Origin of the sequence: Aggregatimonas sangjinii (assembly GCF_005943945.1) — a bacterium.
Taxonomy (GTDB): Bacteria; Bacteroidota; Bacteroidia; order Flavobacteriales; family Flavobacteriaceae; genus Pelagihabitans; species Pelagihabitans sangjinii.
Window position 1 is genome coordinate 1,735,125 of record NZ_CP040710.1, and the last position, 25,344, is coordinate 1,760,468.

A 25,344-nucleotide genomic window follows, 5' to 3' on the forward strand; every position below is an offset into this window, starting at 1 on the left:
TTTAAGGCCATGGACCAATTATTTTTCCTGCGCTATCTAATTTACTCGTTACAACTTTTCCAGTTTCGTCTACCCGACTTACTACTTTTTCAACATTGTTATTTTTCATTGCCTTGATAATTTCATTGGCCTTTTTGCGACCAACTTGATTTTCAAGTCTTTTACTGCCCTTTACCCAGGCATCACTCATTTGCTTGCCGTCTTTGGTTTTGCCTAATTGAGCCGTGTTGAATTTGGCCTCGTCGACGACGAACTTTGGTGGTGGAGTTGCATTTTCATAAATACCGTCTATTCCCTTTACGATTTTATCATCCAAACTCGAAACCGGAGGGTCCCCGATCTTGGTTAAATTATATCCTTTTTTCTTTAAAGCAGGATTATTTACCAAATTCTCACTAGACATGATTTCCCCAAAATTCCCTTTTTGTTTATTCGTTGCTGTGGTTGGGTCAAATTTTCTTAGAATGTCGTCGATAAATTTGGAACCTCTCAATGCCCTTGCTCCCTTGGCCAAAGCGGCACCTGCCCCCAAAAACAAAAAGCCCAAGGCAACTTCCTTAAATAGTGCCTCTTCATCCCCATCCTGGGAATAATCATATAAGGCTTTTACGGTCAATAGACATCCAGCGACCTCCAAGGCCGCAACCGTAACGGCGATACCCGTTGCCAATGCTCCTGAAGCTGTTGCTATCGCACCGATGGCTGCAATGGCCATTCCACCGGTAACAACAATAAGTGCTACCGCCGCTACGACCAAGACCACTTTCCCGAGGGTACTCCAAAATCCTCCACCTTCCTCGGCACAGGCCGATGTGGCATCTTCCAACGAATAATAAATCTCTATTTTTCCACCCACCGCGCAGGGCAATACCGAATCTTCCAACAAGGGGTTAAAGAACCCTACGAAAATACCATCCTCAAAACCGTCCCACATGATCGGCGCAGGTACACAGGCATTCTTGGTTATCGTGCACACGCCTAGAGGCATTACATTGACCATCGGTACCATATCGCCTGTATTCGCCACGGGCTCCTCGAACAAAAATGAATTGTTGTTGTTCGTGATGATAAACTCCATCGGCACTGTGCCCTTGTCACAGGCCAAATAAGTGCCTTGCGGTACGTATTTTTTATTCCCCATGCGTCTCTTCTTCCAGTTCGGTGATCTCCTGTTTGCTCTCGGTCATATAAAAACCAGGGATCTTTACCTTAACTTGTTGTGAGCCCTTTACGAGCCAATGCATACGGTCGAACTCCAGGCGTTCTTTGTAGTCTACCTGTAGCTCGACCTTCATGTTGATTTTATCTTTTATGGTTCGTATGAATTTCGTCAGTTCCCTGGCGTCGAGTTTTTCTTCATCCACGGTCCCGATACCCTCAATGACCAACGGGTCCTTCACGTTACCCGGTGATTTTAACTTGTATTCGATTTTCAGGGGTAGGGGCTGGGTGACCAAAAACTTTGCGAGCTGTCTTTTGACGACGGTTTCGGAATTGGAGGCGTAATTGCCGTAAAGCCCCGGAAATAAAAAGTACAACGCCCCTTGGTTTGCGACTTCTTTTTCGAAACTGCCATTGGCAAGGTTCTCTTCTACGATCGCAATGGTTTTATTGATCTGTTCACGGGTCTCTTTATTCGCCTCCTTTTTCCACTGCTTTCGAACTTTGGCCCAGGCATCGACGACCTTAGGTTTGTTGTAAATTTTTTCGAAATTTCCCTTTGCATCGGTACCTACGGTAATCTCGTGCAAGAGGGTATTCATTTCCCTATTCAGCTTTTCTGTGGCACTGCCTTTCCCATATTTCTCGGAAATCGTTTTTACATCGAAAATAAGTCCATTCCCGGAAATATTGGGCTGTACATAGGTTTTCTGTAAGACCGTATCCGACGAGTTTTTCATCATCATGTCTTTGGTGGCCACGATGGACTTGGCCGTATGACGGTAGTTTTTATGCTGTAGGGCATAAGGTTTGATCTGCAGTTCCGTCTCCATCTTAGCCTTTGTTTACATGTACCTCACCACCCGTAAGCTTGCTTGTAGATTTGCCGTGCATCGCCAACTGATCCCCGGAAAGAATGTCCACTTTTTCATTGCCCACGATATTCAAAGTCGTTTTGGCCTTGATCTTGGTTTCAGCCTCGGTACTGCGCACGTCTACATTTTCCTTACCACTGATCTGCACCGTGGCCTCCGTACTATGCATACCAATAGCCTCCTTGGCCCCAATGGCGATAGTGGACTCCACGGACTTCATCGTTAACGCGTTTTTCGCCTTGATATCGATGGTATCCGCTGTTAGCGACAGATTGGCCGGAGCTGTGATACTGATGCTACTGTCTTTGGTATTCAGGAAAATCTTATTGCTGTTCTTATCGGTAATGGTAATGCTCTCTTCCCCATCGGTATCGTTCAATTCGATCAGGTGTCCGCTACGGGTCTTGATGGCTTTGATGTTGTTATCCGGGTCCGCAAAACCACTGTTGGCGGCCGTATTGTAGCCCGCACTTAGTACAAAAGGTTTTTCGGGATTATCGCCTTCGAAGCCCACCAGTACTTCCTCTTCCAGTTCAGGAATAAAATAGAAGCCTTTTCCGCCACCGGAATATGGCGTGCTCATTTTAATCCAAGGCGTACTGGTTCCTTTGGCTTTTTGCCAAGGGAATTGTACTTTGATCCTACCGAGTCCGTCGGGGTCGGCATTATCGAAAACCCAGCCCCGTTGCGCTCCGGCACGGGGTATGCGAAAACTATTGGAATAGGGGAGGTGTTGGGTCCCTTCCGGTACCCCTTCGAAATCATTGCGGTAGTGCCCGCTGTGATCAAAGCGATGCACAACTTTTACGATGTCATACGAACCATAAGGATCCTTGGTAGTGGGATTGGAGAAATTCAGGCCCGTTAATTCCAGAGTGTCGCCTACACGGAGGTTTGATACTTCCGATGTTCCCGAGGCCAACACCATTCCTGAGGATTTGCCCAGTGTATTTACCTTGGTTGCCAAATCGACGCCCCCTTGGGCACTGTATTCGTGCTGGCCCACATTGTAGTCGTAAAGCCCTTTTTTTGCAAAAACGGCATCCGATTCACTTTTGACCCGACTGAGATAGGGATGGGAAGAGCTAGCGTTGTGGGCGATGGATTCCGCTTCGAGTAGGGTATCGTTGACCCAATCATGCCCTTTGACCGCAAATTGCTGTTCCCTTAAGGATGTCGATACATTAAAGGCCAGTACATCTACCCCGACAGTACCCTGTACCGGTTTATGTCCTTTTCGGCCTATACAGAATTCTTTTCCATTGTGGTAGAGCCAGATACCGTAACGGCTGCACAAGCGCTGTAAAAAGGAAAGATCACTTTCGTTGTACTGCACCGTGTAGGGCAATTTTATGTCGGTGCCTTCTCCTATGGCTGTTTTCAAATGTTCCCCTGAATGGCCGTTTACGGTATCGTTTATCACTTGCGAAAGTGCAGTACCCTCATCATAACTAAAACACTGTATCGAGTTCGATAGGAGCACCGATGGTCCGTGCCCGGAGAGTACGATGGTACCTGCCGCTCCGACTCCCTTTTGGAAATCGACCGAGGTCACGACACCCGAGAATTCCATTTGATTGCCATTTAATCCAATGGAGGCCTTTTTGCCGACAAACGAAAGTGCGGTATTCATCATGACCCCTTCATAGCCCTCTGTGGCATTGGAGGGAAAGGTGATACGAAAAGCGCTGTGCCCTCCTACGGATTGTTCGACTGATACGTTGTAACCTGATTTCGGAAGAAACTCCTCGCCGCCGACGATGAGTTTTATTTGTACGATTTTTGGCATGTGGGGTGCGCTTTAGAGGTTTAAGTTACTCAAATTTTTGCTTGAATCACAAAACGAAAAGTACTCTTGATTATGTACGTTGAATTATCGTAAAAGGGATTTCAATTTGAAAAATAAAGGTCAAAAGTAGTTAGGAGGAATACCAAAAGCATCCCTGATTATAGGGAATCGTCTAGCGTACAATTCCTATTTTGCAAACGACGCCCACTCTACCGGCTTTGGATACCGTGCAGTTCATGCTAGTTTTTTTTGCCAGCGATTGCCGACTTAATCGGCAGAGTTCTTGGAAGTATAGGCTTTTTTTAAACGCGTGAAACTGAATAGGATTCCAGCCCCGATCAATAGGTAGAGTCCGTATTGCTCTAAAAAACCGGTGCCTACCGATTTGGCCAATATCGGGGTCTCGGGATTGTACAGAATGGAAACGGAATCCCCAACGGATTTCGTCGTCCCGAATAGCGGAATGGCCAAGAGTTCCACTTGACTTTCGTATTGATTGCCATCATTGGCCGTAAAGGAAATTGTGGCAAAGGCCCTGGTACTCTTCGCCTTGATCTTGTTATGTACTTCTAGGATCTTGGCTTCGGTCTCTATCCAGTTTTCGGTGTTTTGTTGGGCGAAAAGCAAACTTGGTGCTATGAAGAGCGTGAGAATTAGTATTTGTTTCATCGAGAATGTTCTTGGCTGAAGGTACTAAGTTATCGGTTTTTTGGGAATAGGTGTGTGGTGAGTAAACATGACAACTTGATAGGGAAGGGATGTCAGTCATAGTCGGATTTACAGTAATCGATAAAGGAATTACAAGATTACAGCTATTTTACTCCGTAATTCTTTTAAACAACTTTCGCCTTAACTCATCGAGCATAGTATTTTCCTTATGGCATAATTGTCCATTTTGATACAGAACCAAATCATTAAAAGAACCAACACCTCCATAAATCATTCTAATATTTTTCTTTAACTCTTTCGATTTGGATATCTCCATACCAAGTATGAAATTTTCAAAAACGGGAATCCATTGCCTTTCACCAACTGTCTTTAAAATTTCAAGAATATCTTGCAGAATTTGTTTCATTTAATTACTGTCAAAGTCAAAAATAGGCAGGCTAGAGCATTAAAACCATATCAGCTAAATAATCATTTATGATTCGAGTTAATTATCAATGCATTTTTCAATATAGTACATCGTACCAAGTACGTGATTTTCATAATCGCCAAAGACATCTAAATAGGCCCTTACTGACCTTTTTACGTGATTACTTTTTAAATCTAATGTTTTCAAGAGTATTTCATGTAGAAAAGAATACTTTTTTAATAATAAAATTTAAAAAACCCTCATTTATGTCCTTTTGAATAATTCGAAGTACCCTTATTATTGTATCTGCTTTAGTAACTAATTTCATCGATTTAACCAAAGATGCTTTTTGTTGATTTTAATCTAATCTAACGGGTATTTCTAGGTTAGTACATTTAGCCTGCAACTCCTCGTTAAATAATATGAGAATTCCAAGTTTTGAAGACTTAGCCTCATTCTCGACATTGGCTCTAAGCAATTATTATTATGGACCTTAGAAAGTATTCAATTAGAAAGAATTGATAATCTCAGCTATTGAATTCTGATACATATTCTTTGCAATTTCTTCTGCGGTCTGACCCAGGTCCTTATCCCTAATTGTTTTGTCTGCACCGCTTTCCAGCAAGTAAAATACCACCTCCTCGTGTCCCATAGCGGCTGCGGCAATAAGAGGTGTGGCTAAACCTTTTGGATTGCCATTTATATCGGCTCCGTGGGCTGTCAATAACTTTACAATATCTAAATGCCCATTACTTGAGGCTCTTACAAGTGGGGTCTCATTATTAAGTCCTAATTCATCACAGATTGCCCCTTTCTCTAATAACAACTTACAAAACGATACCTTTCCTTTTTTTGCAAGGTAATGCATAAGACTTTCATTATTAAAACCATATCTTTCGGTAAGATATAAAGAGGGATTTTCAATTAGAACACGCTCAAATTCAGAAATATTAGACTTTTCAATTGTTTCTTCAAGTCGATTATATCTTTGATTATTAGGGATGTAATTTTTACTCTTGTGTATATGGTTAGGTTCAAAAACATCACCATAATCTCTAAAAAACTTTAATTTGGCCCCGATACGTTTACCCAATATTTTTATCTTATAAAATATATCATTAATTACGTTCTTGTCTTTTATACATATTTCATCTTCGTCACACAAAGTGTCCACATAAACAGCCATATCGTAGTCAGAGCTTACCACAGGTTCGCATTCTGCGAAATAAGATTCCCCACTTGGTGATATATATTTAATGCTTGTTCTACTTAACTGTAGTCCCTCTCCATCCAGCGTTTCAATTAATGGCATTTTATCTTAGGCTTTTTATTGATATCTATCGTTTTGGTTCGTATGCCCTTCTTTTCTAAAATTGGCTTTTCAAATTCTTCCCAAACACTATCAGCTCCCCGATATTTAGATGAATCTATGAAAGCATAAGCAACCTTTTGGGATTTGGGCGCAGAACCAGCAAATGCTTGAGACGTTTTATTCCACAACGGCTTGGCATCTGCCCAGTCCATGTCCTTAGTCCACTTTTCCAAGGCCTTTCCCTGCGGAGTCATTTCTAATACTTCACCTCCAGAATTTTTAGCAAAGGCTTCAGCAGCTTCTTTTGCTTTCGCGCCCCCCGACCAAAATACTTTGGGCAAACCATTAAGGCCAGATGGGTCTACCCAGGTGTTATTATCTTTCGTGTAGGCATAAAAATTAGGATTTGTACCAGCCAAACCAATCGGATCCTGACTCAAGTAAACCCCTTCCTCAGCCGAATAATACCGAAACCTATTATAATATAACTCTGTTTCCACATCCTCATACTGCCCTTGATATCGGAATGGACAATCCTCAGCGCTACCTTCAAGCTGCGTTCGTATTTTTCCGTAGATATCATATTCTACCGCCCAAGTCCGTGTGCCTTGGGAATCGTACATCTCCACCGGCGTACCTAAGTAATCCGTAATGATGGAGAATTGTTCCCCGTCTACAATTTTAGCCGAAGGCTTAAAGGTACCTTCATCGAAGACCCATGTCGTTAAATTCGCGATCGGCTCTTCTTTGTCTTTCGATAACATGCCCCATTCATCAACCACCCATTCCGGACGGTCTTTGAGGGGATAGTTCCATTCGTGTAGCGGAACATTTCCATCCCATACAAATCTTGTAACAATTCCCCCTTTGGGGGTTAGAGGGCCTACTTTTGCGGTTCTTCTTCCTAGGGCGTCGTATTCGAAAATCAACTTTTTACCGTTGGCCTTGGTTACCGACTTGAGCATTCCGTTCCCGTACCACTCATAGAACTCGGTACCGTCCGGGGACGATTTTTCTATTAAATTCCCCTCCTCATCGTACTTGAATTTCTTCCTGCCATCCTGTAGTAACTGGCCGCCCGCACCGTATTTTCGGTCGCCTTTGGTTTGACTTCGGTACAGGTTGCCCACTTCGTCGGGCAACTTATAGTCCATATCATGGTTCTCGTACTTGGCGGAAGCCAAGTTTCCAAACTGGTCATGGGTGTAGTTCACTTGCCCTTTGGTCAGTTCATCTACCATTCGGGTCAAGCGATCGTTCGCATTCCAATTGTAGGTACGATGGCGCATTTCGCTACGGCCTCTGGCGACCTTTTGCTGTATAGGCCGCCCAGCCTCATCGTATTTCATTTCGACCTTTATACCACCGGGCAGGAGACGTTCGGTTTCCATACCAATGGAATTGTAGGCGAAATTGGCGGACCACGCCCCCTTGGCCCCCTTGATGCCTTCCTCTCCTCCTGCGTTGTCGTCGGAGGCAGTGCGGACATCTCCCACAAGGGGGGAGAAGGGTTGTTCCGTTGTTTCAGGCTTATGCACTTGGGCGTTCATCGTTTCGATCTGCCCGATTTTATTTCGGAGGAGGTCGATTTCGGCACCCAGGCTACTGGTGATTTTCGTGCGATTGCCCAATTTATCGAATTCGCTCTGTACCAAATGCCCGTCTTGGTTTTCGGCGATGACGCGTCCGGCCTTGTCCCGGATTAATTGTATCGTGCTATTTTCGTTTACGGCCTCGATTAAGTTCCCGTTAAGGTCGTAACTATAGGTTTCCCAAGTGCCGTCACTGTGTTCTGAACGAGTGATGCGACCGTTGTTGTCATACTCGTATTCGGTAAATCTACCTTCGGGGCGGTTTACGCGGTACACTTTCCCGGCGCGATCCCGTTGGTACATTCGGGTTAGGCCGTCAAAACCGATTTCGGTAACGATATCCCCATTGGGATTTCGCTTGAAACGGTAGCGTTCCCCATGTTCGTTATCGATAAAACGTAGTTGTTCCTCCGTATCATAATCGAAGAACACCTTTCGCCCTCGTTCTTCCCGCATCTTTAGGCTGCCCAAAGGGGTATACTCGAATTTTACCTTTCCGTTTTTTTGATGTAGCTCGGTTACCTCATCATAGGCATTGTAGCGCAATTGTACCGTATTCAAATCCGGTTCCACGATTTGTTTGACCCGATCCAAATCATCGTATACGAAATTCTGTTCGTGGCCCTGGGCGTTGCTGGTTTGGTGCACGCGACCCCACACATCATATTTCCATCTGGCCACCGCCTTGTTGGGCAGTTCCATTTTGGCCAAATTGTAATCGCCATCGTAGAACAGTCGGGAGATATTTCCGGCGTTGTCCCGAACCTCGTCAATAAGTCCGTTATCGTTGTATCCGAAGGAAGTGACCCCGCCATCCCGACCAATGACTGCATGTAGGCGATCTTCTTTGAAGGTACGGATGACCGATCCGCCTACGGGATATTTGGTAAGTACCAGACGATCTTTATCATCGTAAATAAAACTGGTTAGCGAACCGTCCGGCCGATGTATACCCGTAAGATTGCCGCGCTGGTCATAGCTGTAGCCTGTGGCATTTCCTTCTTCATCGATGTCGCGATACGGTTCCATATAGTCCGTATACTCGTGAAAGATATGATTGCCCATGGCATCGGTCACCTGCGTACAGAGGTTCAACTCATTGAAATAGTAAGTACTTTGTTCCCCTAGGGAATTTGTGATAATATTATATCCCTCGCCATATTCTAGGGTTCCGGAAAGAATACCACCGTCGCCTTGCGTGGCAATACACTTGGCACCCGTCGTCTTTCCGTCGTACTCCCAATAGAAGGCTTGTCCGTTTCTATCGGTCTTTTTGGTCATGAGATGGTTGCTGTACTCCATCTTGGTTTCCTGGTCCAAGGCATCCCCGATACGAATCAGGTCTCCTTCTTCACTGTACGCATAGGAAACCAATTTTCTGGTGTTACCCTGATGTGTGACCGTAATCTGGGTAGCCCGATCTTTATTGTCGAGTCGGAGTTCTATGACACGCCCGACACTATCGACCATACGGGTAAGTGCATTGGCCGAATTGTATTCCATTTCAATTTGAAACCCTTCCGGATTTCGAATGGCAACAGGTTTATATACCGTGGGTGTGCGCCTTTGATAGACATAGGTCAATTGCTCTTCGTGATGCTCGACCTCATAGGTGAATTTGTCAATATAGGTAAGCGTAACTCTTTCGGAACGATCGTAATATTGTTCGCCGGGAACATTCAAGATAGGCATAGCGACCAATCTGCCATCTGCCAGCCGTAGCCCCATATTCTGGTCTTCGGGATTGATGTGCAGTCCCAAGTCATAATTACACGAAAAACCGTGACCGAGAAGTCCGTCGTATTCGGAGTCCGAATACCAATTGCGCTCCCAGGTGATGGGAATGGGTCCGGGCAGGCTAAAATCCTCCCCGTCATACACCATTCTACCGGTGACAAGATCAATTGGTTCAAAGCCGAATTTACAAAGCGATTTTTTCAGGCCTTTTGTGGCCTTGTTCATCGGAAGTTTGTCGTTCAACTTTTTCAGGCCTTTCGTAAGCTTTTTTCCAACCTTTTTCATAATCGCCCCCATCCCGTAGGACATCAACAATCCCGTCAAAACACCTGCCCAATCGGGGGCATACGGACCGCCTACGAATACCGGTTTACCCATGGGTAAGGGTACCGACATTGAGGTCGGAAGGTATAGGCTGGGAATCGGTTTCATCTTTTTACCGGGCGAAAGGGTCAGCGGCATTCCGATATCGTTACAGGTCATGACCATATAGCCCGCGGGGGACATAAAATTATCCTCCGCATGCACGGTGGTGCTTCCGAAAAAATTAACCGAATCATGACCGATCATCGGGGCCATCAAAAATGGACCGCCCATCGGAATATGGAAAAAAGTGGCCAATACGCCAGAGGTCTGACTGTTTCCCTTGGGCACATTGTTTACGTTAACCGTTGAGCCTAAAAAGGGGATATAGTCCATCACATCCATCACCATACCGATATAGGGGTGAGGCATAGGTACCGGGGCGCCAAGGATGATTACGATATGGATATCGATTCCTAAGACTGGGGTAAAATGTTTGTTGGCCAATAACATAACTGCTCTTCTTTAGGATGTGGAAATTCCGGTTTTCAGTTGCTTTTCCTGTATTTCCATTTTCTGTTTCCAGTCTTTTCCCTCCAATTGTATCATAAAATCATCAATCTCCTCTTTCGACTTGCCCGAAGTATGATGGTAATAATCCCATGAAATTTTACCGATACCGCTAGAGGGCAACTGCTCTTCCGGTAGGGTTATGCCGTATTCAAATGCTTCCTTCAACAAACTGGCGTATCGGGAGGGGTTCTTTTTTTGAATCAATGTGTACGCCGTGATATACGTTGCCAAGGCCTGTTGCCCCATACCGAAGGACGCCGCGAGTTCTGCTTGCTTGCAGAACAAGTCCGTTGCCTGGTCGATTTCTTTTTGATGGTGTGCACTGGTCGCCATGTACGCATAAAGTTGTAAGAGAATGGCGTTCACACTTTCGTCTCCGGCTTTTTTGCTCTGCTTGGCCACGGCCAGCCCCCTTTGCAATAGTTTATCGATGGTATCGTATTCCTTAAATTGAAACAGCATACCGGCATAAACCGCATGCGCCGTTGCAAAGGCTGTTTTATTGCCCGTACTCTGGGTGATTTCCAATCCTTTTTCACCCCATATGTGCAATCGCTTGCGGTTGTTTTTGGCAGCGCTTTGGCCCATCTCGACCATACACTCCCGAAACTTGACTTCCGGGTCATTGGGGTCTCCTGACAGGGCAACTTTTTTCATGGCGTCGTCCAGATCTAAATCAAGCCATAAGGTTTTGGCGCTGGCTCTGTATTTTAATTGCACTGCCTCAAAGTAGTTCTCGGGATTGTGGTCGAAAACCATTAATCGGGTTTTTTCCGGTAGGCCGATTTCCATTAGGGTATCCATCCAATTGCGGTAATCTTCGGTGTCCTGTACCGTGTAGGGAAAAAGTGCGAGTACTAAATGCTGTTCCGGATTCGGTAACGCCTTTTGAAAACTTTCCAAAAACTCGATCAGTAGCAGATTGCAATCGCAATTTTCATCGGCTAGTTTCGTTTTAAAATACTCCGAATCCCAATCGAAGATCAAAAAATTGCCTTCGAGTTGTTGTTTCAGTTGCGTATCATTTTCAAAACTTTGCAGCCAATCCTTCGCGAGCTGTCTACTGTGTACCTTACTACTTTCAAAAGGAGTGAGCAGTACAACGGGGATATCTGGTATACTACCATGCTCGGTAGATTCCAGTTTTAAAAATCCTTCGTATAGTCTGGCTTGTTCGGGTTTTATCAACCAACGCACCCAGCGCACATCGTCATGTGGACTGACCTCTCGTAACCATTTCTGTTGAATTTGGGTTACCAATTGGGCTACTGGATTGTGTTCGTTGCTCATAGGTGTTAGCCGCAGTTAAGATTCAAGAGTCCACCTTTTACATTGGTCATGGTCGTGCCATCCGCATCGAGAATACCGTCGCTCTTCAGTTTTAATTCGGCCGTGCCTTCTACCTGGGTGCTCGGTGCTGTCATCTCTACTTTTGCGGCACTGGTCACCGTAACCTTTGCGCTGCCGTCGTTCAAAATTTCCTTAGAGGTAACGTTTACATTGTTCGTGCCATCGATATTTACCGCTTCGGAGGCTAGGATGTTGATTTCCTTGGAGTTCAAGGTCATCACGTTGGGAGCGGTAATCGTTATTTCGCCATCGCCGTTCATAAGAACGGTATTGCCGCTGGGGTCTTGAATCGTTACACTACCATCTTTATCGTTCATGATTACCTCGTTCCCGCTGCGCGTCTTTATCGCTTTGATGTTGTTATCGGGATCAGCATAATCACTTTTGGCGTTCGTATTGAAGCCGGCGCTTAGCACAAAGGGCTTTTCGGGATTGTCGCCCTCGAAACCGACCAAGACCTCCTCGTCCTTTTCGGGGATGAAATAGAAGCCCTTCCCGCCACCGGAATAAGGTGTCACCATCTTGATCCACGGCGTCGAGGTGCCCATGGCCTGCTGCCAGGGGAACTGTACTTTTATACGTCCGAGCCCATCGGGATCGGCGTTGTCGAATACCCGACCGCGCTGCGCGCCCGAACGGGGCGTGGCGAAACCATTGGAATAGGGCAGGTGTTCGGTGCCCTGTGGCACGCCCTCGAACTCGTTGCGGTACTGCCCGCTATGGTCGAAGCGGTGTACGATCTTTACGATATCGTAGGAACCGTAAGGGTCTTTGTTCGTCGGTTTGGAGAAGTTGAGGCCCTTGAGCTCCAAGGTATCGCCTATGCGCAGGGCGGAGAGTTCGGAAGAGCCCGAGACGGTCACCATACCCGCGGCCCTTCCCAAAGTGTTTACCTTGGTAGCGGTGTCGAGTCCGCCCTGGGCACTGTACTCATGCTGACCGACATTGTAATCATAGTTTCCCTTTTTGGCGAAGACCGTATCCGATTCCCCTTTCAGCTGACTGAGGTAAGGGTGGGAGGAGCTAGGGGAATGCGAGGCGGATTCGGCCTCCAACAGGGTGTCGTTCGTCCAGTCGTGGCCCTTGATACCGAAGACCTGTTCCCTTAGCGAGGTCGATACGTTGAAGGTCAGTACATCCACCCCAACGGTCCCTTCGACTTGTTCGTTCCCTTTGCGCCCGATACAGAAATCGGTGCCGTTATGATAGAGCCAGACCCCGTATCGACTGCAGAGCCGTTGCAAGAAGGAAAGGTCGCTCTCGTTGTACTGCACCGTATAGGGCAGGGCGATATCGGTGCCGTCGCCAAGAACGCTCTTGAGGAACTCCCCCGAATGGCCGTTCGTAGTATCGCTTGCCACCTGGGAGAGGGTCGTGCCCTCCTCGTAGCTGAAGCATTGCACGGAGTTCGCCAGCAGTACCGACGGACCGTGACCGGAGAGCACCACGGTACCCGCGGCACCGACGCCCTTCTGGAAATCGACCCCGGTGACCACGCCCGAGAACTCCATTTTGTTATCGTCGACCCCTATGGAGGCCTTCTTGCCCACGAACTTCAGGGCATTGTTCATCATGACCCCTTCGTAGCCCTCGGTGGCATTGGCGGGAAAGGCGATGCGGAAGGCGCTGTGGCCCCCGACGGACTGTTCGATGGAAACGGTGTAACCGGATTTCGGTAGGAACTCCTCGCCACCGACGATAAGCTGTATGTTGACTATTTTTGGCATGTTGGCGTAATTTAATGGCGTTTAAAATACTGATTATAAAAGTACTGCACAAAAGCACTGCTACTTTTTCGACCTATCACCTAATTTTTCCTTCCATGACCTCAATTACACGAATGCAAAACAAAATAGGTGGAACAAATCATTAAAAAACTATTGGACTTCCTCAGGTATAAAACACACGAAATGGAAGTACGTTTGCTGATCTTGTCTGCATGCCGATAAGCAATTCTTTCTTCAAATGTTCCCAATCGGTTTCGCTGTAATCGGCTTCCGGGTTTCGGCCGATATGAATATCCGTAGTCGGAGTGTACCCGACGGAATTGCTTTGCGATACCATGACTCCTTTTTCGACGGTAACCTTTGAAATGGCGTCCTTGAAAACGGCATAGCAATGGTGTACAATATCCTGACGGGTAATGATTCGCCCCCTAGACAGGATATGTTCGCGGTAGGCATATATTTTTTCACTAGGGTCCGGCTCGTCGTGACCACCCAAAGTACCCGTTACAAAAACCAAAGTGTCCGGCTTGAATGCCGTGCCGGAATATTGAAACAGTTTGCTGTACGGATTGATCTTGTTCGCTTTATCGCCTGTAGTCGTCCAATAATCGGCAAATACGATTCGATCCCTATTCTTCTCGATACTATTACGGTTGACGATCAAATAAGGGATTTTGTGCTTTCGGAAATTGCGCAGCTCTATCTGCTGTTCGATTCTCGAGATGATCTGCTTCAAATCCTTTAAATTCGAATTGATAAAATCGTCGCCCATAGCTGAAAAGGCCACACTATCTTCCTTAAGTAGGTCTAGCGTGTAATTCAATAGCTCTGAGGCGTCGCGCTCATCGAACCGGCTTACACCGCCATAACGCAAATAGGCCTGTGGCCGTGTATCGTCTTTCTTTTCCCTATCCCGAACATAATATTTATTACCGCTGTCTCCCAGAACGCTTTGTACATCTAAAAAGAAATCGGCATCCGATTCCAACGGAATGATATTGAAATAGGGTTGCAATCGCTTGCTAATGCTATGCGACTTCTTGTTGAGCGTCGGAAAGCAGTTGACATGGCAGTGCAGATTTTCAAGCATCGCGGTGGATACTACTGTCGAGAATTCAATTTTGATCCATAATAGGGGCGTGGTAAAGGCATCAAGATCCTTTGTGGACAGAAACGTTTTGAACGCCTCGGGGTACTTCTTCAATTTTCCTTTTAGATCAATACTTCCTTCGACGGTGTAAAAATGGTTGCGATAGAATTCCCGTACATATTCTTCGTAAAATTGAATCTTACTTTGTATGCTTTCATTGATGTACGCGCTGTAGTCGTCTTTGACCACTTCGCGCTGGGCATATCCCTTGGTCACATTGAGCAACTCACCATTTACAGACCAGTTGGCGATACCCAAATGGTGCACCAGAAGTTCTTTGTTGGAAAAGTTGAGCAGGTCGAAATAACATAGCAGGTCGTCTAATTTCTTCATGCCCGGGGCCGGCTTTATCCCCATGTAAATACAGGAATTTTCGGGATTCCCCTCAAAATCGGAAGATTTCAGCCAAGGCGTGGTTCGATGATTGTGATGGGCAACGATCTTATCGGGATATGCGATATAATTCAGCTCGCAATTGTTCAGAGTGAATTGACCGGCAGGGCAAAAGAAAAAATCCTTAAAATCCTCTTTTCCACTTTCCCTAAAAAGTGGCATGCGTTTCCGGTGGAAAAACTGGCTACGTTCATTAATCACCACCTTGTTGTCTACCGGTAGGGCATGCATAATGGCATGTGCCGGTTTCGCCGTCACCGATACTTCGGGTGTGAGCAGGTCTACCAAGCGTTCAGTGACTTTGGTACGGCTTGTTTTTATGGTCTCGGAAATACGTTCGAATTCATGCGCACAGGCATCAAAGAGAATGCCGACTATGGGATCGAAGGAATATTCTATTTCCATATCGTCAACGCCCCATTGATCGGCGGCCCTGCGAATAAGCCTGTCTTTAATCTCTTCTTTGGTAAGGCTCTTCATTTAGTTGTTTTTTGTGACGAAGACCAATTTTTATAGTCTTTAAAATATACGTAATCGAGTCGTTATTTATAGGACAAAGGCGCCAAGTAATAATCCCCGGTAAAAACAAATGGCTCGTCAGTCTTTACAATCGTGCCCCTAATCGTAATGTAGAGGTATTTTTTAAGACGCACCTTGTTGGTTTTAGACGATAGACTCTCCATTAATTCAATATTCAAATCGATATGCGATAGTCGTTTCTCATACTTTACGATTTGTTTGGAGAGCGATTTTTTAATCTGCTCTTTGAGGACGTTGGCATTGACCAACAGGTCAAAATCGGTTTCCCATATTTCACTCCCAAAACCCTCGTCAAAGGAATATTCCTCGAAATAAGTGGTGATGATAACGCTCATAAACTGGGAAATGGAATCACGCAAAGACAGTTTTTTGAGTTCTTTTTTCTCAAAAAACCGCTTAAAATCAAAAGGTGCCTGATAATAAGGTTTCGCCATGCGTTTATTACTTTTTATACTGCCTTTCTAATCTGTCGACAAAATATTAAGATCGAATGCCTTCTTGTTGTCGTTCTTCGACTGCATTCAGGATTACATCTGTCGTATTACTGATTCCGTATTTCCAATCCCATACGTTCATTTCCGTAGCTTGTACTTCTAACTCGTACTTTCTATTTCACGACTTTAAAATCGAGTTCACCCTTCACTAACGTCACTTTTACCTTTTGTGGTGCCTTGATGGCGCCGGAAATAATCATTTTGGATAGTGGACGTTTCAGTTTGTTACGTATTACCGCTTTTAAGGGCCGAACACCATAGGTTGGTGAAAATCCGTCTAACGATAGGTGTTCTTTGGTTTTTTTGTCGATTTCCAAGGTGATGCCCAGTCTTTCAGTCAAGACCAACAATTCCTTTTTAAGGTGTAAGTCGAATATAGTGGGTGCATTCTTTTCTGAAATTGGGGCAAAGGGCACAATCTCGGTAATACGGCCTAAAAACTCGGGTCTAAAATAGGAGGCCATGATTTCCAACAGTTCATCCGATTTAGGCACTTTACCACCTTCGATGGATTTACTGATAAAATCCGAACCGATATTCGAAGTGAACAGAATCACGGCGTTGGAAAAATCGCCGACCTTACCCAGACGATCATTTAATTTTCCCTCATCCAATATCTGCAGGAACACATCGAAAACGGATTGATGTGCTTTTTCAATCTCATCGAATAATACAATGGCGTAAGGTTTTTGGCGGATTTTGTTCACCAGCACACCACCTTCTTCATACCCCACATATCCCGGAGGTGCCCCATAGAGCAAGGCCGCGGAGTGTTCTTCCTTAAACTCCGACATATCGAAACGGATGATGGCCGTCTCATCGTTAAAAAGAAATTCGGCCAACGATTTTGCCAATTCGGTCTTTCCGGTACCCGTCGGGCCGGAAAAGAAGAACGAACCGATGGGCTGCCCCGCTTTTGAAAGCCCGGAACGTGATTCTATGATCGCTTCCGAAACGGTCTGTATGGCATTGTCCTGTCCGATAACCCGTTTTTTCAACGTGGCTTCCATCTCTAATAAACGCTCGCGTTCCTGGGTTTGTACTTTCCCAGCTGGAATTCCTGTGATGCCGGAAACCATTGCCGCCAAGTCTTCTTCGCTGATGCCTGTTCTGGTTTTTTTCGCATGTTCTTTTACCGATACCAGAATCGAATTGACGTATTCTACTTTTTCTTTATAAGTGGGGAACCGGAGCGCGTCTTCGGTATCGAATTTTCCCAAAACAATGGGACTTAATCGATTTTTAAGTTCAATATAAACCCAATCGATGGCTTGAATACTATCCGATTCTAGTTGTTTTTTGGCCGCTTTTTGCACCTCGGCGACTTTGGCGTTCAAATCTTCCAAATCGCCGGGTAAGGATTGTGTAGAAACATTCGCCGCCGCCATGGTACGATCAACCAGGTCCAGGGCGGAATCAGGGAGGCTTTTCTCTTTCAAATAACGTTTTGATAGCCGAATAGATTCTCTTAGGGCTTCCTCATTGACTTCAAGATCATGATGATCGGAATAGGTCTGCCCCACACTTTGCAAAATTCGAAATGCCATTTCATTATCCGGCTCTTCCACCGTAACCGATTCGAACCTTCTGCTCAAGGCATCGTCGTTCGCGATGTATTTTCGGTGGTTGTCCGATGTAGTGGCACCAACAAGAATGACTTCCCCTTTATTCAATTCCGACTTAATCACGTTTAATATGCCCTGACTGGCGGATGCATCCTGTAACAGGGAATGAAAATCATCGATAAACAGAATCGGTTTTACCAGATTTTTGGCCTCGTTGAAAATTTCCTGCAATCTGTCTTCAACCTCACCTTTATAGGAAGTCCCCGACAATAAAACGGAAGTATCTATTTCCAACAAACTTGCTTGTTGTAGGTTTTCCACGATTTTCCCGGCATGAATCTCTTTCGCTAGATTCTGGACCAAGACGGTTTTGCCTACTCCGGATTCGCCTTGTATGATGACATTGGGTTTTGACTTACGGCTTATGATTTCGGCAATCTGCTTTAGCTCCCGGTCTCTATTGATAATGTGATCGTAAAATCCTTGGGATGCTTCGACCAATAAATCAGTAGTATATTTTTTGAGTACATCGGCATCCGAGGTGTAATCAGTTACAGCACTGCCATTCGGTTTGGCTGCAGTTCCTGTTTTTTTTCCGGAAGAAAGACTATCCAAAAGTTCGGTGCTACTGACCGGTAATGATTTGAGCTGATCGAAACTAAAACCGACCCCAGGGGTAATCGCCGATATAAAGAGGCAGACCAGGTCTACTTCCGGTCTATTGAGTTTGTGCTGTACCTCCTCGGCCTCTACGAAAACGGTCTTCGCCTCGGAACTTGCGCGAACGTCCATCGTACGGCTCGTGCGTTTGGGGTGGCCTTCGATGTTTACGTCGGCCCATTCCTCTATAAAATAGACATCTACACCTTTTTCATGCAAAAATCGGAGCAGGGATAGGTCCCTGTTCAAAGCAGCTTTCACCAAATGTGCGGGACCAAAGCTCTCCTGTTGGTACTCTTCGGCTAGCTGCGTCGCAATGTGTATGGCCTTTTCTAATTCGGTATTCATATCCTACTCAATTTCGCCCCAGACGCCTTGATAGTTCTAAAGCTGTAGTTAATTTATTAATCTCCATTTCGTACTCTTCGATCTGTTCTTCCAGGTCTTTGATATTCTGTCTCGCATTTTCAACCTGTTTCAGGTCCCTTTTGGCATCTACCAGCTTTTTATAGGTCAAAATCAAATTTTCGTACATGCTGCGGTCATCCAAAGAATCTTTCGGGATTTCGCTTTTGAGATCGATCAGGTCTACGTTGATGGACTGTTCTAAAAAGAAATATCCCTCTCGAACCGTATCCAACGAATCGATTTGCTTATCAACAGCTTCCAACGCATTGATAAATTTCTTCTGGTATAAAAACTCATATTGTAATCTTTGGTTTTCGGCCCGAAGAACTGCATTTTCTTTCCAAGGCAATTTATAGCTAAAGAAAAACGCAGTAAACAGAATCCCCACCGTGATGAGGAACATGAGTAAAAAAAGTAGAAAAGAAGAGGTTCTTTCCTTTTTATTGAGTACTTCCATAATATTTAGTATTAAGTGAGATTCGCATTCCAAAATTCGCCCGTGGCGGTACCCTTGAAATGTGTGGTCGAATCTGCCTGCTTACAGACCGAACCCGCCTTGCTTACGGGGTCGGAACGACAAGCGCTATTATTCCGCTAGGAACGAAGTCCCGCCCGATTTGCCCGGTTTATCTTTTACGATATTCTCATTTACGAAGATACCCATATCCCTACGTTTGCCGATATAATCGATTTGGGTGAGTACCGTAAGCAAACGGTCGATAACGTTCATAAAACCTGAGGCCAATTTGATGTTCTGGTTGACATCGTTATGGTTGTATTGCATATTAATGACATCGGTAAACATTTTTTCATAATCACCGCCTTTTAGGTCGGTCCATTCCCCAAAATAATTAAAAAGTTCTTCTTTGTTTTGTGGAGACGAAACATCTACGGAACCTTTGAAAACACGGGCAAAACTTACGATAATTTCCAATAATTCCTTGGGATGCATATCGTACTCTTCCCATTTTACCTTGGTAATTTGTTGAGCGAGATATACGTAAGCTTTATCGACCACTAAATGCATCGCATCGGCGATCGGATTATCACTTTGTTTCGAAATGATTTTCTGAACGATCATGATAGCGTTGCGCTCGGTCATTTTAAGGAAGTTCTCCGACTCATTGTAAAAGTCGACTAAGCTCTCATGCGCCGCCAAGGTGAGGCATGGCGGAATATAATCGGTAGCCGTAGCCAGACTTTTTCCGTCTTTCTCTATTTTGGCAATGGGAAGCTGATTCCCAGAAAGTCCCGATTTTTCCAGTTCCCCGGAAGTTATGAAAATGAAGAATTGATTGTTCGTCAAAAACGGATGCCGTGGCGGAATTTCCTTGGGGTCTTGCTCTCCAAAGGGAATCGTATTTTCCGTATCGAGGTTGATGAGCAAAAACCCTTCTTCCAATTTTTTATCGGCCAGTTCGTCCACCACGATTTCTTCTTTCACGGCCGGCGTATTTTCGGTAATTTCGATTCGGTTGCCGTTAGGGGTTATCGCCCTTAATTTTTTAATGGTGACCTTCAGACTTTTATGAATGTCCAGATTGATGGCATAGTCGTTGTTGCCGTCGAGATAGGACGCTAAAAAGCCATGACCGTACCTTCCCTTTCGAACCACATAGGCATCTTTAATACTATTCTCCGCAAAATTCTGGAGGTTTTGAAAATGCTCTTTCGAGATTTTCATGCCATCGACCCAATTGATCTTAAAATTCTTTATGTCTTCTATCATGATATGATGGTTATATGCGTTGGCAGACGACCGTATCGCCGTCCTTTAAGTTGTTTTCTTCTACCGTAAGTTCCGAATCGATATGTTTAGAGGCACCGTACCATTTGGGTTTACTATAAAAATACCACCCATACGGGTCGCCGGATTTATCGGTCAGCTCTATTTTGGTATGTGTCTTCTTTACATTATAATCATTTATAAAGAAAAAGAAAAGCCTACCAAATTCCATATTCTTTGGGGCTTTTGCCTTAAAACTGGTCATGTTGCCCGCCTGTGTACTTTTATAGAACATAAAGTTTAGCACAATCATGTTCTGTAGTTCGTAGTGTTTCGGGGTTTCGTATTTCTTACCCAAGGGATAATACCATTTCGTGTATAATTTGACGGGTATGGAAACCGAATATTTGTACAAGATGAAAAAACTTGTGGGTACCGTAAAAGCGGCCGCTACCAAGAAATAGTATGGCAGGTACTGCAAATCCTGAAAATGCGTGGCGATCATTATTATGGGTATAACCACGGCTAAAGAGGTAATTATGGCAAAAAGCAATTCCTTAAGCCCTTTGTCTTCATCGAACTTTTCAAAGGTATACCTGAAGAAAAAGGTGTGAAATGCGCCCGTAATCACAGCAAAGGTCAGCATCGAGAAATACCGTACCATGAGGGTAGATTGGCGTAGATTATAGATGATCGCTACGAAAATCGCCATTACCGCAATATGACCGGCCAAATAGAAATAATACTTTTTTCTTCTTTTCTTAAAACCGGGCGTTTTAGAAGCCAAGAGTGTCAAAACCAATATGACCACCACCATGATAATGATGAATGGCATGAGGGCCTCGATACTTATAAATCTTTTCAGGTAGCTTCTAATCATATGGTTCTAAATTGTCGCCGAGACACCAAGACGTCCGGCATAGACCGCTTCGCCTATTACAAATTTTGTTTTTTGTGGCGCCAGGGTAAATCGTACCTCGAACTCACTTTCATAGGGCAGTGTATGCTCCAAAAAGAAGTTCACTACCGCGATGAGCTTTCCTTGCGGAAGGTAATCGCCTATCTCGTCCGGGCGGCTGATCTTGTCGATCGTAAAAATATACTTGGGTAGAAAGGTTTTCGGTTTTCCCGCCGTGGCCATATTCACCCCAAGTTGCCATGGTTCGTGAAACGTTTCGGCACCTATCGATGCGAAATCGTGTTCGATGACCAAGTGTTCCTCGATGATATTTTCCAATATCAATTTTAACAACGGCATATTTCCCGCAATCTTGTACATGAAGGGCATTGTCTTTAAAATTTTCGCTGCCATTCGTTGGGGAATCTTTTGATCTATTTTCCATAAATCCATCAGAAAACGCACCAGTTCCGGACTTCCCAAAGATCTAAAGGTACGGTCTTCGGCAGTTTCGATATCTACGCGTTGCAGAAAAAACTCGGTTTCCAAAGGCTTAAAGAATTTCCTGGCGTTCTCTTCCTCTATTTTTCTTCCATTGTAATCGGCGACCATGGTCTCAACATATGGCGTACTGGAATAGGTACTGTGAAAAAAGCGTTCCGGAAAAATATTGTAGAACCCGCGACGGCTCAGAAGAACATCGATAACCCCGTCTTTCTCGAGATTTTCGTTAATGGCGGTAATATCCTTGCTAAATCTCCTTTTGAAAAAATCGGTTAGGGAGATGTCCAATTCCGTCTCGTGTTCAAGGTAGGATATAAACGTTTCGGCCTTCAAATCAAAACCAAGGTCGAACACCTCTTGGCGTATATCGTAAGGAGAGACCGTTTTCATGTCTTATTGATTTTTTAGCAAGCGTGCACCAGAAACGAATCTGTCTTGCCAATACTTGGAATTCAAATCGGCGATTTGAACACCATGTGGAGAATTGGATCCCGTGAATTTCCCATTTTGCAGATAGATACCTACATGCGATACGACCTTATCGTCAAAACGCAGTCTAAAGAACAATAAATCGCCTTGCTGCAGGTACTTTTGTCCTTTGAAATGCGCTTTAATATCATAGTTGAATTGTTCGTTCGATGTTCTGGGGAGCTCGAAATCGTAGGCTTTTTCGAAAACATCCTGTACATAAGCAGAGCAATCAACCCCCGATTTTGTCGTGCCACCCCAATTATAGGGCGTCCCCAACCAATCGTTGATGACATCGTATAGTTTTTCGTTTTGTAGCTCATCCTCACCAACCTCCAACAATTTTGCGAACTTGGTCTTTTCGGCTGCGGAAAGGTAAGAGGGGGTCGTAGGAATATTCGGGGTTTCTTTGATTTTATCTTTCTCGGCCGCCAAACGCTTCGATTTTTCAATCTCTTGCCTGTAGTAGCTGGTATCGTTGCCACTTTGGGTTTTCTTTGCGCAAGCGGAAAGTAACACAATAACTATGAGAAAATATAGTTTTAATTTCATAAAATAGTAGTACTTTTAAGATACTTGAAAAACGGCTGAAAAATAGGCAATAATTATGAACAATAAAAGTATTAAAACCCACTTTGACCTAAACGTGTTTATCACATTTTTAGTATTGCTTTTATGTGGATTGGCCCTTTTTTCGTTTCGATTGAATAGTGAGGTAGACTGCAGCAATGTAGATTTCGATGTGATATCCAATTCGTATACCGTGGAGGATTTGATAGAGTTCAAGAGTACCGATACTTCAGGGGTAGAGTGGACGTGGGATTTTGGGGACGAAGCGCCCGAAGCCTATCGATCGAATGTGGTCCATCAATTTAAAAAGCCCGGAACCTACACTGTGGCCCTACAAATGAACGGGGAATGTATCGCTACGAGGGAGTTGGTCATTTCAAAAACCAAGATCATCCGATCGCCCGAATTGATCCCTAATATTATTTTGCCAAAATACATTAGAGTAGGGGAACCTGTAGAATTTTTCAATGATTCCAAATTCGCTACCTCATGGCAATGGAGCTTCGGGGAAACGACCACGGTAGATGGAAACGATAGAAAGGAAACCTACACCTATAAAACACCGGGCAAAAAAACGATTTTATTGGTCGTTAACGAAGACCGGCGTCACGAGGCCAAAAGAATACTTACGGTCTTACCCGCGGAAAGAAGAGCGAGAAGGACGCGAAATAGGGATATCACAACTCCCATAGCGGACGTATTAGTAGAAATTCCCGATGCGCCGGTTGAAGACGCCCCACCAGTTACCGTAGTAGACGATTCGCCACCATACGTAGAGATTTCAAGTGACCAAATACAGGACATGTTGATGAAATATTCCAGCAGGAATTTAGACGATGTGGCCATACGGAAATATTTTGCCGTATCGAATATCCCCGTCTTCAACAGTAAGGGAGATCGTTTTACGGTAAGCGAATTTTTCAAAACAATCCGCGACGTCAATCGGCTGGAGATAAAAAGCATTAAATTGTATCGCAGTAAAGAAACGGGATTGATTAAAAGTATGACGGTGGACCTACGCTACAAGAACGGTCTTTTCTGGAAATCATTCTGACACAAAAACTTCTACGGTTTCTTACATACTTCTCGAATACAGCGGATATAGGTCATTCGTCCAAGCGTATGAATATTGCGGTTTTTGATTAACAGCAACCGCCGTATACGATTAACTGGGTATAACCCATTCGTTTTTCTATTTGGTATGGTCGAATGCCATGTTCTAACGGCCCATGTGCGATTCTCTGCTGCGCATCTTATCCGATGATTGAAAAATAGACGATTTGTATCAGGAAATTTATAATTTAAGCGCATTACTGCAATCTATTGGGGTGCCCGAGTATTCCTCTAATCTTTTTTTCAGAATGTAACAATTTGAAGATGTGCATTTTGTCGAAAATAATTTGGATTTCTTGTTTGGTTTTTTAATTTAGCTGTGTCCTTATGTGACGTTATATAAATTATTAACGGTAATATTTACCACAAAAACCATTTATTATGTCTTTTAAAGCTAAATTAAAAGTAGCGGGAAAAGAGCACACGATTCTACATTGCTCTTACGATTTAAACCAAGAAGTAGATCCAACCGGAAGACCATCTTCTGTAACTAGAGGGGGTCGTATTTATTTGACCGTTGAGTCAAATGGCGAAACCGGATTCTTTGAGTGGATGACCAACAACTTCGAAAGAAAGGATGGTACCATCGTCTTTATCAAAAGAGACACCGATGCCACACTCAAAGAGGTCAATTTCAAAGAAGGTTATTTGATCAAGTACAAGGAAAACTTTGATTCTTCTGGTCAAAACCCTTTAACTGAGACGTTTACTATTTCTGCGAAGGAACTTTCTTCCGGAGGTGGCGAGCACATCAACGAATGGGTATAATCTGAAATATCATTCTAATATACTAAAGGAGGCATTTATGCCTCCTTTTTACGTTTTATACCGCGTACTTGGTGTGCGTATATATTTTTTTGATTAAATTTAAAAAATAAAACTATAATTTATGGCTATTGATAACGTAGGAATTGGCGGTAACGAGGTAAAAGGCGACGCCAATGAAGCTCTAACCGATATTCCACAAAACCGAACACTAATTGCGGGAAAACTTACCCCTGATGCACCGGTTAAACCTGAAGTGGTAGAGGGGCTCCGGACAATCGAAGATGCTTTTGAGCATTTTGAACCAAAAATAAAAGTACCCTTCGAGGACAAGGATGGCCGCACGGTAAACGAGGAATTGGAATTTAAAAACCTTGGCGATTTCGGTAAGAAAGGTATTACCAATAATAGCGTATTCCTGAAAGAGCTTGAAATTGAAAGTGACCAATATAAGAAAATGATCAAGCAGTTAAAGACCAATAAGATTTTAAAGGCAGCGCTGGAAGACGCTGATGCCAAAAAATCGCTGGTCCAAACCATTGACGCCTTGATCGAGGAAATTAAAAATACCAAATAACTACAATACCCAATAACAA

The 25,344-nt window shown here is 44.4% G+C and carries 20 protein-coding genes; 3 read left to right on the forward strand and 17 right to left on the reverse strand.

Annotation, left to right across the window (positions count from 1 at the left end; translation table 11 throughout):
* Nucleotide 1 precedes the first annotated feature (1 nt).
* The 17 genes from FGM00_RS07085 to FGM00_RS07165 all read right to left on the reverse strand — a co-directional run bounded on the left by FGM00_RS07085 (nt 2) and on the right by FGM00_RS07165 (nt 22,852).
* A complete protein-coding gene (locus FGM00_RS07085) occupies nt 2-1,141 on the reverse strand; it encodes a PAAR-like protein (protein WP_138852223.1) in 1,140 nt (379 codons plus the stop codon).
* Nucleotides 1,131-1,994: a hypothetical protein gene (locus tag FGM00_RS07090; protein ID WP_138852224.1), complete on the reverse strand. Its 864-nt coding sequence runs from the start codon at nt 1,992-1,994 to the stop codon at nt 1,131-1,133. Before FGM00_RS07090 ends, FGM00_RS07085 begins: the two co-directional genes overlap by 11 nt.
* 1 nt (nt 1,995) lies before the next feature.
* Nucleotides 1,996-3,825 (reverse strand): type VI secretion system Vgr family protein, encoded by a 1,830-nt coding sequence (locus tag FGM00_RS07095; RefSeq protein WP_138852225.1) that lies wholly within the window; start codon nt 3,823-3,825, stop codon nt 1,996-1,998.
* A 267-nt stretch (nt 3,826-4,092) separates the two neighbouring features.
* Nucleotides 4,093-4,494, reverse strand: a complete 402-nt coding sequence (locus FGM00_RS07100; protein WP_138852226.1) for a DUF3592 domain-containing protein — start codon at nt 4,492-4,494, stop codon at nt 4,093-4,095.
* 148 nt (nt 4,495-4,642) lie between these two features.
* Nucleotides 4,643-4,900 (reverse strand): DUF6966 domain-containing protein, encoded by a 258-nt coding sequence (locus FGM00_RS07105; protein WP_138852227.1) that lies wholly within the window; start codon nt 4,898-4,900, stop codon nt 4,643-4,645.
* Nucleotides 4,901-5,408: 508 nt separating this feature from the next.
* Nucleotides 5,409-6,212: an ankyrin repeat domain-containing protein gene (locus FGM00_RS07110; protein WP_138852228.1), complete on the reverse strand. Its 804-nt coding sequence runs from the start codon at nt 6,210-6,212 to the stop codon at nt 5,409-5,411.
* Nucleotides 6,203-10,357, reverse strand: a complete 4,155-nt coding sequence (locus FGM00_RS07115) for a DUF6531 domain-containing protein (RefSeq protein ID WP_138852229.1) — start codon at nt 10,355-10,357, stop codon at nt 6,203-6,205. The genes FGM00_RS07110 and FGM00_RS07115 overlap by 10 nt, the downstream gene beginning before the upstream one ends.
* A 12-nt stretch (nt 10,358-10,369) precedes the next feature.
* Nucleotides 10,370-11,707, reverse strand: coding sequence for a hypothetical protein (locus tag FGM00_RS07120; RefSeq protein WP_138852230.1), 1,338 nt, complete (start codon nt 11,705-11,707; stop codon nt 10,370-10,372).
* A gap of 5 nt (nt 11,708-11,712) precedes the next feature.
* Nucleotides 11,713-13,494, reverse strand: a complete 1,782-nt coding sequence (locus tag FGM00_RS07125; RefSeq protein ID WP_138852231.1) for a type VI secretion system Vgr family protein — start codon at nt 13,492-13,494, stop codon at nt 11,713-11,715.
* Between the two features lie 163 nt (nt 13,495-13,657).
* Complete coding sequence (locus FGM00_RS07130) at nt 13,658-15,517, reverse strand: type VI secretion system baseplate subunit TssF (RefSeq protein WP_138852232.1); 1,860 nt, start codon at nt 15,515-15,517, stop codon at nt 13,658-13,660.
* 62 nt (nt 15,518-15,579) lie between these two features.
* Nucleotides 15,580-16,011 carry a GPW/gp25 family protein gene (locus tag FGM00_RS07135; RefSeq protein ID WP_138852233.1) on the reverse strand — a complete coding sequence of 144 codons (432 nt, stop codon included), beginning with the start codon at nt 16,009-16,011 and terminating at the stop codon, nt 15,580-15,582.
* A 173-nt stretch (nt 16,012-16,184) separates the two neighbouring features.
* Nucleotides 16,185-18,644 carry an AAA family ATPase gene (locus FGM00_RS07140; protein WP_138852234.1) on the reverse strand — a complete coding sequence of 820 codons (2,460 nt, stop codon included), beginning with the start codon at nt 18,642-18,644 and terminating at the stop codon, nt 16,185-16,187.
* Nucleotides 18,645-18,651: 7 nt separating this feature from the next.
* On the reverse strand, nt 18,652-19,161 hold the full coding sequence (tssO, locus tag FGM00_RS07145; RefSeq protein ID WP_138852235.1) for a type VI secretion system TssO: 510 nt from the start codon (nt 19,159-19,161) through the stop codon (nt 18,652-18,654).
* Between the two features lie 129 nt (nt 19,162-19,290).
* Nucleotides 19,291-20,433 carry a type VI secretion system baseplate subunit TssK gene (locus FGM00_RS07150; RefSeq protein WP_138852236.1) on the reverse strand — a complete coding sequence of 381 codons (1,143 nt, stop codon included), beginning with the start codon at nt 20,431-20,433 and terminating at the stop codon, nt 19,291-19,293.
* Nucleotides 20,434-20,443: 10 nt separating this feature from the next.
* Nucleotides 20,444-21,310 (reverse strand): TssN family type VI secretion system protein, encoded by an 867-nt coding sequence (locus FGM00_RS07155; protein WP_138852237.1) that lies wholly within the window; start codon nt 21,308-21,310, stop codon nt 20,444-20,446.
* A gap of 6 nt (nt 21,311-21,316) precedes the next feature.
* Entirely contained in the window at nt 21,317-22,222 is a 906-nt protein-coding gene (locus tag FGM00_RS07160) for a hypothetical protein (protein WP_138852238.1), read from the reverse strand.
* 3 nt (nt 22,223-22,225) lie between these two features.
* Complete coding sequence (locus FGM00_RS07165; protein WP_138852239.1) at nt 22,226-22,852, reverse strand: C40 family peptidase; 627 nt, start codon at nt 22,850-22,852, stop codon at nt 22,226-22,228.
* A 55-nt stretch (nt 22,853-22,907) separates the two neighbouring features.
* Here FGM00_RS07165 and FGM00_RS07170 point away from each other — a divergent pair, with 55 nt between their 5' ends.
* The 3 genes from FGM00_RS07170 (at nt 22,908) to FGM00_RS07180 (ending at nt 25,325) form a co-directional block, all read left to right on the forward strand.
* A complete protein-coding gene (locus tag FGM00_RS07170; RefSeq protein WP_138852240.1) occupies nt 22,908-23,924 on the forward strand; it encodes a PKD domain-containing protein in 1,017 nt (338 codons plus the stop codon).
* Nucleotides 23,925-24,364: 440 nt separating this feature from the next.
* Entirely contained in the window at nt 24,365-24,751 is a 387-nt protein-coding gene (gene tssD, locus FGM00_RS07175; RefSeq protein ID WP_138852241.1) for a type VI secretion system tube protein TssD, read from the forward strand.
* 121 nt (nt 24,752-24,872) lie between these two features.
* Nucleotides 24,873-25,325: a hypothetical protein gene (locus tag FGM00_RS07180; protein ID WP_138852242.1), complete on the forward strand. Its 453-nt coding sequence runs from the start codon at nt 24,873-24,875 to the stop codon at nt 25,323-25,325.
* Nucleotides 25,326-25,344 lie beyond the last annotated feature (19 nt).

Bases quoted from the DNA above. Each gene is read 5' to 3' on its own strand.
- FGM00_RS07115 (WP_138852229.1), bottom strand. From the start codon at position 10,357: ATGTTATTGGCCAACAAACATTTTACCCCAGTCTTAGGAATCGATATC.
- FGM00_RS07180 (WP_138852242.1), top strand. From the start codon at position 24,873: ATGGCTATTGATAACGTAGGAATTGGCGGTAACGAGGTAAAAGGCGAC.
- FGM00_RS07165 (WP_138852239.1), bottom strand. From the start codon at position 22,852: ATGAAATTAAAACTATATTTTCTCATAGTTATTGTGTTACTTTCCGCT.
- FGM00_RS07150 (WP_138852236.1), bottom strand. From the start codon at position 20,433: ATGATAGAAGACATAAAGAATTTTAAGATCAATTGGGTCGATGGCATG.
- FGM00_RS07140 (WP_138852234.1), bottom strand. From the start codon at position 18,644: ATGAATACCGAATTAGAAAAGGCCATACACATTGCGACGCAGCTAGCC.
- FGM00_RS07105 (WP_138852227.1), bottom strand. From the start codon at position 4,900: ATGAAACAAATTCTGCAAGATATTCTTGAAATTTTAAAGACAGTTGGT.
- tssO (WP_138852235.1), bottom strand. From the start codon at position 19,161: ATGGAAGTACTCAATAAAAAGGAAAGAACCTCTTCTTTTCTACTTTTT.
- FGM00_RS07130 (WP_138852232.1), bottom strand. From the start codon at position 15,517: ATGAAGAGCCTTACCAAAGAAGAGATTAAAGACAGGCTTATTCGCAGG.
- FGM00_RS07170 (WP_138852240.1), top strand. From the start codon at position 22,908: ATGAACAATAAAAGTATTAAAACCCACTTTGACCTAAACGTGTTTATC.
- FGM00_RS07100 (WP_138852226.1), bottom strand. From the start codon at position 4,494: ATGAAACAAATACTAATTCTCACGCTCTTCATAGCACCAAGTTTGCTT.
- FGM00_RS07090 (WP_138852224.1), bottom strand. From the start codon at position 1,994: ATGGAGACGGAACTGCAGATCAAACCTTATGCCCTACAGCATAAAAAC.
- FGM00_RS07125 (WP_138852231.1), bottom strand. From the start codon at position 13,494: ATGCCAAAAATAGTCAACATACAGCTTATCGTCGGTGGCGAGGAGTTC.
- FGM00_RS07095 (WP_138852225.1), bottom strand. From the start codon at position 3,825: ATGCCAAAAATCGTACAAATAAAACTCATCGTCGGCGGCGAGGAGTTT.
- FGM00_RS07160 (WP_138852238.1), bottom strand. From the start codon at position 22,222: ATGAAAACGGTCTCTCCTTACGATATACGCCAAGAGGTGTTCGACCTT.
- FGM00_RS07110 (WP_138852228.1), bottom strand. From the start codon at position 6,212: ATGCCATTAATTGAAACGCTGGATGGAGAGGGACTACAGTTAAGTAGA.
- FGM00_RS07155 (WP_138852237.1), bottom strand. From the start codon at position 21,310: ATGATTAGAAGCTACCTGAAAAGATTTATAAGTATCGAGGCCCTCATG.
- FGM00_RS07085 (WP_138852223.1), bottom strand. From the start codon at position 1,141: ATGGGGAATAAAAAATACGTACCGCAAGGCACTTATTTGGCCTGTGAC.
- tssD (WP_138852241.1), top strand. From the start codon at position 24,365: ATGTCTTTTAAAGCTAAATTAAAAGTAGCGGGAAAAGAGCACACGATT.
- FGM00_RS07135 (WP_138852233.1), bottom strand. From the start codon at position 16,011: ATGGCGAAACCTTATTATCAGGCACCTTTTGATTTTAAGCGGTTTTTT.
- FGM00_RS07120 (WP_138852230.1), bottom strand. From the start codon at position 11,707: ATGAGCAACGAACACAATCCAGTAGCCCAATTGGTAACCCAAATTCAA.